General features: G+C 49.6%; 11 protein-coding genes. 3 read left to right on the top strand and 8 right to left on the bottom strand.

What is annotated here, in order from left to right; translation table 11 throughout:
* Window positions 1-306: 306 nt before the first annotated feature.
* Window positions 307-663 (bottom strand): hypothetical protein, encoded by a 357-nt coding sequence (locus LKK83_RS27470; RefSeq protein ID WP_324634644.1) that lies wholly within the window; start codon window positions 661-663, stop codon window positions 307-309.
* Here LKK83_RS27470 and LKK83_RS27475 point away from each other — a divergent pair.
* Window positions 649-975 (top strand): hypothetical protein, encoded by a 327-nt coding sequence (locus LKK83_RS27475; protein ID WP_324634645.1) that lies wholly within the window; start codon window positions 649-651, stop codon window positions 973-975. The two genes, LKK83_RS27470 and LKK83_RS27475, sit on opposite strands and share 15 nt — an antisense overlap.
* A gap of 72 nt (window positions 976-1,047) precedes the next feature.
* Here the strand turns inward: LKK83_RS27475 and LKK83_RS27480 are convergent, their stop codons facing one another.
* From LKK83_RS27480 to LKK83_RS27505, 6 genes are all read right to left on the bottom strand, one after another.
* A complete protein-coding gene (locus LKK83_RS27480; RefSeq protein ID WP_324634646.1) occupies window positions 1,048-1,986 on the bottom strand; it encodes an exopolyphosphatase in 939 nt (312 codons plus the stop codon).
* A 142-nt stretch (window positions 1,987-2,128) separates the two neighbouring features.
* Window positions 2,129-3,397: a WD40 repeat domain-containing protein gene (locus tag LKK83_RS27485; protein ID WP_324634647.1), complete on the bottom strand. Its 1,269-nt coding sequence runs from the start codon at window positions 3,395-3,397 to the stop codon at window positions 2,129-2,131.
* 100 nt (window positions 3,398-3,497) lie between these two features.
* A complete protein-coding gene (locus tag LKK83_RS27490) occupies window positions 3,498-3,938 on the bottom strand; it encodes a heavy metal-responsive transcriptional regulator (RefSeq protein ID WP_324634648.1) in 441 nt (146 codons plus the stop codon).
* A 22-nt stretch (window positions 3,939-3,960) separates the two neighbouring features.
* A complete protein-coding gene (locus tag LKK83_RS27495) occupies window positions 3,961-4,254 on the bottom strand; it encodes a hypothetical protein (RefSeq protein ID WP_324634654.1) in 294 nt (97 codons plus the stop codon).
* Window positions 4,255-4,294: 40 nt separating this feature from the next.
* The gene (locus LKK83_RS27500; RefSeq protein ID WP_324634649.1) at window positions 4,295-4,552 is read right to left on the bottom strand and encodes a hypothetical protein; all 258 of its coding nucleotides are present in this window, start codon (window positions 4,550-4,552) and stop codon (window positions 4,295-4,297) included.
* A 27-nt stretch (window positions 4,553-4,579) separates the two neighbouring features.
* Window positions 4,580-4,750, bottom strand: a complete 171-nt coding sequence (locus LKK83_RS27505) for a chlorophyll a/b-binding protein (protein ID WP_324634650.1) — start codon at window positions 4,748-4,750, stop codon at window positions 4,580-4,582.
* Between the two features lie 133 nt (window positions 4,751-4,883).
* On the opposite strand from LKK83_RS27505, the gene ald reads away from it, so the two are divergent.
* Window positions 4,884-5,969 (top strand): alanine dehydrogenase, encoded by a 1,086-nt coding sequence (gene ald / locus LKK83_RS27510; protein ID WP_324634651.1) that lies wholly within the window; start codon window positions 4,884-4,886, stop codon window positions 5,967-5,969.
* Window positions 5,970-6,349: 380 nt separating this feature from the next.
* Window positions 6,350-6,955: a GNAT family N-acetyltransferase gene (locus tag LKK83_RS27515; protein ID WP_324634652.1), complete on the top strand. Its 606-nt coding sequence runs from the start codon at window positions 6,350-6,352 to the stop codon at window positions 6,953-6,955.
* On the opposite strand, the gene LKK83_RS27520 is transcribed toward LKK83_RS27515, so the two are convergent.
* Window positions 6,952-7,536 (bottom strand): hypothetical protein, encoded by a 585-nt coding sequence (locus LKK83_RS27520; protein WP_324634653.1) that lies wholly within the window; start codon window positions 7,534-7,536, stop codon window positions 6,952-6,954. The genes LKK83_RS27515 and LKK83_RS27520 overlap by 4 nt on opposite strands.
* Window positions 7,537-7,904: the final 368 nt, after the last annotated feature.

Consider the following 7,904-nt stretch of genomic DNA (forward strand, 5'->3'; position numbering starts at 1 on the left):
ATGCCGGAAATCCGGGTTCTTTCCGATGTAGAACGATTGATGGCAATTCAAGAAGGCATCAAAACCGTTAATTCACTGGAAGAACTGCAGGAAATTTATCGCAGTTAGAGGCGTGCATTGTGTCGGAGGGGGTGGGGTACGATCGCACCCCACCCCCTCCCATTTATCCCCTCGCCATCTGCGCCGATCGCATCCCCTTCTGTTCATCAAAACTTCATCATTTTTCCCCATTTTCCTTCCGATTCCCGCGCCGACTCGCTGGAAACAAACGCAGCAAATTGCGCCGTCAAGTTTTCCTCTTCACCGTTACCAGGTCTGCATCATCTCCGTGAAATTACGGATAAAAATTGAGGAAAGACTGGGTTTGAATTGAGTCAAACGGAAAAATGGCGGCGATCGCCATCTGGATTTTAGAACTGTTAGAATGTAGATTAACCTAATCATAGGCTGAAACACTTCATCGGTTGCCTGCATCTCCATCTCGGTTGCGGGAGTGGTCACAGCGATCGCAATTTTGTCGTCTCTTTGCCACTCCAGTTTCCAGATGAGGGAAAAACTCGATCGCGATTTGTAATAAATCGTAATCTTATGTAAACTGAAGGTGCCAATAGAAGTCGTTTGGCCTTTAGTGGCGAGGAGGTGAAATTGATGTCCAAAGCACAAAACAACGGTAACGTCATGGTGGTTGATTTGGCTGAGGGAATTTTAGTCGGAACTCTCATGCCGAAGGACAACCTCCCCGCACTGCGTTCTGGGTTTGCCGGATATCCCGTCAACCCGCGCTGGAGTGTCGTGAAATATCGCGCCTGGAAAACCGGGCGGCGGTTGCGCGAGTCTCTGGATGCGGGCGAACTGATGGTGCGTTCTACAGACTCGATGCTGATCCGCGCCGAAGACGCTCCGCAAACCAAATCTGTCAAGTTCAATAAGCTAAAGCCCTGGGGTTCTAAACAACCGCCAATGGTGCTGGTATAGATAGGGTGAACGCAAGCCAAAATCTCACAAAAGGAGCGATCGCTATCCGAGTGCGATCGCTCCTCATTGCATTTAACCCGCAGCCGTAATCCGCTCGATCAGCTCTTGTTTCACTTGTTCCGCTTTCTCATTCTCAATTTGGCAGGTTCCCGCATTTGCATGACCCCCACCGCCATATTCCAGCATTAATTCCCCAATATTCGTCTTTGAAGTACGATTAAAAATCGACTTACCCACAGCAAACACCGTATTTTGCTTCTTCAGCCCCCACATCACGTGCATCGAAATATTGCACTCCGGGTTCATCGCATAAATCGTAAACCGATTCCCCGCATAAATAACCTCTTGGTCTCTCAAATCGATGACCACTAAATTATCATGCACCGTGGAACACTCGTTCAGTTGGTCTTTAAACTTCTCTTGCTGGTCGAAATATAAATCGAACCGTTCCCGCACGTCGGGCAAATCTAAAATTTCGTCAATCGTATGATTCCGGCAATAATCAATTAACTCCATCATTAACTGATAGTTAGAGATGCGGAAATTTTTAAACCGACCCAAGCCGGTGCGAGCATCCATCAGAAAGCTCAACAGCACCCAACCCGTCGGAGTCAAAACATCCGAGCGACTGAATTGAGCCGAATCCGACTTATCCACCGCCGCCATCATCTCCTCAGAGACATGGGCAAAAGTGTCTTTTCCGCCATAGTAATTATACACTACCCGCGCCGCCGAAGGAGCCTTGGGGTCGATAATATAATTATCTTTTATCTCCTTATTGCGAATCGTTTCGCTTTCGTGGTGATCGAACGCTAAATGAACGCCTTCCACATAAGGCAAATTCGTGGTAATATCGCGATCGCTAATCTCAATTTTTCCATCCTGCATATCCTTCGGATGGACGAATTTAATCTCGTCGATTTTATCCAGTTCTTTTAACAGCACCGCACAGACCAGGCCATCAAAATCACTGCGAGTCACCAATCTGTACTGTTTTTCAGTGCCAGACATAAATCCCCCTCCTATAACAAAACCGTGATAATGTTTCTATTGAAACCCATCTTTTTTCTAATGTCCAGAGGGCTGGCGCGATCGCCCATTCTCTCCCAAGGGCAACAAGGCGATCGGCAACCCTCCACAAATAATTGCCGAGTTATTCTAAATTCTCAATTCTCAATTCCGCCACCGGATCCTCCGCCTCAAACGGAGGGCCACCGCGCCAAATCTTCACAGAGCGGTCTAACCCCCCACTAGCAATCGAGTTACCATCCGGACTCCAAGCGATCGTCTGCGCCCAATTCAACTCCACAGACAACACCCCAATTAACTCACCCGTTCTTAAATCCCACAACCGGATTCCATCGCGACTGACACTGGCAAAAATCCCCCCCTTCGGATTCACTTGAATCGAACGAATCCAACTCTTATGTTCCACCAGGGTGTAAATAGATTCCCCACGAACCAAATCCCAACGGTGAATCCGACTGTCCAAACTCCCAGAAATCAAACTGCCCCCATCCGGAGTAAATGCCAAAGTGGTAATCCCCCGATCCTGTACGAACGGCGTTGCAATCGCATTGCCATAAATCGGCGTTTCATTCTCTGGAAGCAAAGGCCATAGGGTGATATTGCCCCCATCGTCACCGCCAGCAATCAGACGCCCATCCGGTCGAATAGCCACCGCATAGATCGGCTGAAATTTCACCAGAGAACCAATCAACTGCATTTCGCCGAGATCCCATAGTTTCATTCCATCTAACGCCCCACTGACCAGATTGCGTCCATCCGGCGTAATCGCCAGAGACAGAATGTGGCTAGAATGATCCAATAACGTATGGCGTAACTCTCCGGTTTCGAGATCCCAGACATTAATCAAACCGCCCTCGCCACCACTGACCAGAGTTTTGCCATCCGGACTAAAGGCAAGCGCCAGCACGCGGATTTGATGACCTTCCAAACGATAAATTCGTTTTTCTGCCTGTAAATCCCACACTTCAATTTTCGGATCGTTTCTGCCCCCGCCCACCGCCAGCAGTCTGCCATTGGGACTGAAGGCAAGGGATTGAATGGTAGCGGATTCCCCTTCGATGGTGAGGATCAGTTCCGGGTTCTGCCAAGATGCGGCGATCGCAGAAGGAACCGCAGGGGAAACAGGGGGCGGGAATTCGCCGGAAAAGCGAACCGGGAGAATGCGCTGCGACAGGGATTCGGTGGCGAAAGGCTTGGAAAATTCCCGGTTAGCCACAGGCGGGATCCTTGTCAGAGGCGCTGTGCTGTTGCCGATCGCGACTATCGGGGCAGCACCCAGGGCAAAAGTGCCGATCGCCAACCCCATCAGGATGCGATCGCGACTAGCATTTCTCGAAAGGCGAAAGGCACGAACCAGGGTTGAGGCTAAACGATTCAGGGGCAAACGAGTCACGTTCTAAAAACTATCCGCAACAGTGCGAGATTTATGGTAGAGGCTGACATCGCCTTTAGTCTACCCAGGCGTCCCATCGAGAAATCAGATCCAGGGGAAATTAAGGCTGAATATTCGGGCAAATCGTATGGGCAATGCGTTCCGCAGAGGGTTGTTCTTGCCACCCTTGCAGAATCCCTTGCAATTGGGAGCGAAGCATTTCCAACGCTTCGATCTGCTCGTCGATCGCCCGAACTTTTGCCTCTAAATGCTGTTTGACCTCCCCACAGGGCAACTCGCCGCGATCGTGAACCTGGAGAATTTCTTTAATTTCTTTCAAACTCAGTCCTAAAGATTGCGCCCGTTTAATAAATGCCAATCGATTGAGGACGCTTTTATCGAACAATCGGTAGCCCGACGGCGATCGCTCCACCGTCGGGACCAACAGCCCGATTTGTTCGTAGTAGCGAATGGTCTTGACGGGCAATTCAGCTTCTGCGGACACTTCACCGATTTTCAACGGGCGATCGGCTAGATGGCTTTCCATCATAGGGGGTTTCATCGGAACGTCATCAGACAAGAGTTTAATGAGGGGGATGTTTTTTATGAGACATCAACATCGGTAAGGGCTGACGAGAAGAACTCGCAGGGAGATAATGCTCCGGCACTTTTTCAGTTTCCGTGGGACGAGAGCGCTGGAGTTGCCACCACCGCAGCGCCAGTGCCAAACTCACCACCGTAATCCCAAATCCGAACAGAGAAGCGCTTTGCTCGACCCCTCCGATCGCGGCATCAACAGCTCCTACAGTCACGACAAAACTGGCGATCGGTTCTTGACGGTAGGCGGACTTTAAAAATCTCAGCCATGCAGCGTGCATCATGATTTCTTCGCTTCTAGTTTTTCTTTAATGTTAAAACCTACAGTTGACCCCCGAGTCCGGATTGCTCTCCAAACCCGTTCGCTACTTTAATTTTAACGGTTTGGCTGGAAATCGATCGGGAGGGGTGAATCTGGGGAAACAGGCGATCGCTTCCAAGCCAGTGGGTCTGGTATAGAGAGACTCTCCGGAGCATCGGGAGTTTCTGGGGGTTTTGCACGGCTACCCCAGCGGGCGATCGCCGCTCCCGTAAATAAGATGACGAGAGAAAATCGAGACTCCCGAGACAGTCCCTCATTTTCCCTCGCCTCAGAGATGGCGCGAACTAATTGAGACCCAGCCAAGAAAGCAGCCCTTGCCCGGTGAAGTATTCAATTACCAGGGTCAGGACAAAGCCAATCATCGCCGCTCGCCCATTTAAGCGCTCGGCATACTTGTTAAAGCCAAATTTCGGCTGTTCTAGGTTGGGGGTAACGGTGGGTTGCGGTTCGGTCATGGCGGTGCCAGTTAGTTACAATTCTTAACGATTGGTCGTCTTCTATTGTAGAGATGCTCGGTCCGAAGTCAACCGCAACGTCTCTAGAATCTGTTGATTTAAGCTATAAACCAGGATTATTCAGAGGTTGTTAATGGAAATAGGCGTTCCCAAAGAAACCAAAGATCGGGAATTTCGGGTGGGATTAAGTCCGAGTAGCGTCCGGGTTTTGGCAGACAACGGGCATTCGGTCTTCGTGGAAACCCATGCCGGTGTGGGTGCCGGTTTCACTGATGAAGACTACCAGCAGGCGGGAGCCAAGATCGTCTCCACGGCGAAAGCGGCGTGGAATCGCGACTTGGTAGTGAAGGTGAAAGAACCCTTGTCGCCAGAATATCAGTTTTTGCAACCAGGGCAACTGCTGTTTACTTACCTGCATTTAGCCGCCGATCGCAAGCTGACCGAGACCGCGATCGAGCGGGGGGTATGCGCGATCGCCTACGAAACCGTAGAACTTCCCGATGGGCGACTCCCCCTGCTCACCCCCATGAGTGTCATCGCCGGTCGCCTCTCGATCCAAATCGGCGCGAGATTCCTGGAACGCCAACAAGGAGGGCGCGGCGTCCTTCTCGGCGGCGTTCCCGGCGTCAAACCCGGCCATGTGGTGGTTTTGGGCGGCGGCGTCGTGGGTACGGAAGCGGCACGCATGGCCGTCGGTATGGGGGCGCGAGTCCAAATTTTAGATATCAATGTAGACCGCCTCGCCTATCTGGAAAGCTTGTTTGGGTCGCGGGTGGAATTGCTTTACAGCGAATCTTTACAAATCGAAGCGGCGGTGTCCGATGCTGACTTGCTCATCGGTGCGGTACTGGTTCCGGGCCGCCGCGCCCCCATTTTAGTCCCGCGCTCCTTTGTGGGCCAAATGCGCCCCGGTTCGGTGATTATCGATGTGGCGGTGGACCAAGGCGGTTGTGTGGAAACCTTGCATCCCACCTCCCACTCCAATCCCACCTATCTTGAGGAAGAAGTCGTCCATTATGGCGTGCCTAATATGCCAGGAGCTGTGCCTTGGACGGCCACGCAAGCACTCAATAATAGCACGTTACCTTATGTGGTGGAATTGGCTAACTCTGGCGTTAAAGCGTTAGAAAAAGATGGCCGGTTGGCTAAAGGGTTGAATGTACACCAACACCAGCTCATTCATCCCGTCTTGCAAGAGGTGTTCCCCGACATGAGTTAGGCGTAAAATACCTAACTCTCCGTGCAGCAAAATAACTTGCAGGCGTCCGTAGGGTGGCCTGTGGCCACCTCCCCACTTCATCCGGTTGACGAGGAGAGAACACCTGTACCAAAACCTCTGCGCTACTGAACCGAGACCCGAGAAGCAAGCGGTTTGTTGTTGTCTAGGAATTTCACCTTTTTTAGAAAAAATTTCTGCTTTTATTGTTGACAATTCTGCCAGGTTTTGGTATGATTTTATCATGGGAAAAGGTGCGGCCATATATATAGGGAAAATTTAGGCAGGGAGAGGGGTGGGGTAACTGGAGATCGCGCCTTTTTGCGTTTCAGCGTCCCAGGGTCAGGAAATCTCAATCACTCGAATTTTTTACCACATCGGCCATGCGGATTTTTCTCGAAACCGAACGACTGATTTTGCGCTACTTCACCCGAGAGGATAGCCATTTATTATATGAACTCGACCAGGATCCGGAAGTCATGCGATATATCAATGGCGGACATCCGGTAGAGTTATCCTATATTCAAGAGAATTTCTTACCCAAGCTATTAAAATTCTACGATTACTACGAACATTATGGAATTTGGGCAACGGTGGAAAAATCCAGTGGCGACTTTATCGGGTGGTTTCATTTAATGCCCGCCACCGATAGTAACTTTGCGGTAGAATTAAATCTCGTCACTTCAGAGGAAATGGCGTTGGGGTATCGTTTGCGTCAAGCAAGTTGGGGGAAAGGATACGCTACCGAAGGGTCGCGAATGCTAATGAAGAAAGGGTTTGGAGAATGGGGCGTAAAGCGCATCGTCGCCTGGGCATTAGTGGCGAACAAACCCTCAATTCGCGTGATGGAAAAAGTGGGGTTAAAGTTTGAAAGAAAGTTTGGGTTTGAACCGCATCAGTTGCCGAATTTTGCCCGACCGGAAGAGAGAAAAGCGGTGAAATATGGGTGCGATCGCGAAGAATTTCTAGAAGAATGCATCGGGGATTAGATAGACGCTGAATGGGATAAAAAAGGCTGACAGAGGATGCCGATAATTTTCTCATAACTGGTGATATAATAGTCGTCGAGGTCGATAAATGCAGTTTGACCGAGCAGCTTTAGGAATTTCCAAATTGCCCCGGTTGTTACCGCACCGTAAATCGTCGATAATTCCAAAGCGTCTCGCTGGTTGAAGCGCTGGGCCGCAATCATTTCCGCAATACATTGACCTAAACCGCTTTTGATATTTTCGTTTTTCGCTTCGACTAAAGTAACTACGGGACTGCGGATTTCGTACAGTTCTCTGGAAGCGGTGAGGATATAGTCGCAAAACCCGTTCAGTCCTAATTCCGGATCGACTTCAAATTCCGTCCCGGAAAAAAAGCCAATTTCTCCGTTAAAAATCCGGCGGACTTCGAGTAAAATTGGCGCGATTAGAAGTTCGGAACGAGCCTTTTCCATATTGATGGCATTGGCAAGGGGGAGATACTCGGTTAATGTCCTTTTTAGGTAGTCGCTGGATGCGATTTCCCGGACATTGACAAATAAATGTTGGGCTTCATCCACCGTTAAATTAAACGCAGTTCTCATATGGGTGAGGTAACGAATTTTTTACCTCAAAGGTGCAAGCGCGGTTGAGGCTATTCGGCTGCGGATCGCATCAAGCAACAGACCTGCTATATTTCACCACCACGCGATCGCTTGGTGGAAAAAAACTGTCCCGATGAGCGGAATAGTTATTTATCCTTAGTCCAACTCTCAGATATGGAAAAAAACAGACCAATTAGCACAATGGTTATTTATCCTTAGTCCAACTCTCAGATATGAAAAAAAACTATACCGATGAGCGGAATAGTTATTTATCCTTAGTCCAACTCTCAGATAGCGCAATGGTTATTTATCCCTAGTCCAACTCTCAGATATGGAAAAACATGCCTATTAGCGCAATGGTTATTTAT

Source organism: Phormidium sp. CCY1219, from assembly GCF_035615515.1.
In the GTDB taxonomy this organism is placed as follows: Bacteria; Cyanobacteriota; Cyanobacteriia; order Cyanobacteriales; family Laspinemataceae; genus CCY1219.

Bases quoted from the DNA above. Each gene is read 5' to 3' on its own strand.
- LKK83_RS27480 (WP_324634646.1), bottom strand. From the start codon at position 1,986: ATGTCTGGCACTGAAAAACAGTACAGATTGGTGACTCGCAGTGATTTT.
- ald (WP_324634651.1), top strand. From the start codon at position 4,884: ATGGAAATAGGCGTTCCCAAAGAAACCAAAGATCGGGAATTTCGGGTG.
- LKK83_RS27490 (WP_324634648.1), bottom strand. From the start codon at position 3,938: ATGAAACCCCCTATGATGGAAAGCCATCTAGCCGATCGCCCGTTGAAA.
- LKK83_RS27515 (WP_324634652.1), top strand. From the start codon at position 6,350: ATGCGGATTTTTCTCGAAACCGAACGACTGATTTTGCGCTACTTCACC.
- LKK83_RS27505 (WP_324634650.1), bottom strand. From the start codon at position 4,750: ATGACCGAACCGCAACCCACCGTTACCCCCAACCTAGAACAGCCGAAA.
- LKK83_RS27495 (WP_324634654.1), bottom strand. From the start codon at position 4,254: ATGCACGCTGCATGGCTGAGATTTTTAAAGTCCGCCTACCGTCAAGAA.
- LKK83_RS27500 (WP_324634649.1), bottom strand. From the start codon at position 4,552: ATGAGGGACTGTCTCGGGAGTCTCGATTTTCTCTCGTCATCTTATTTA.
- LKK83_RS27475 (WP_324634645.1), top strand. From the start codon at position 649: ATGTCCAAAGCACAAAACAACGGTAACGTCATGGTGGTTGATTTGGCT.
- LKK83_RS27520 (WP_324634653.1), bottom strand. From the start codon at position 7,536: ATGAGAACTGCGTTTAATTTAACGGTGGATGAAGCCCAACATTTATTT.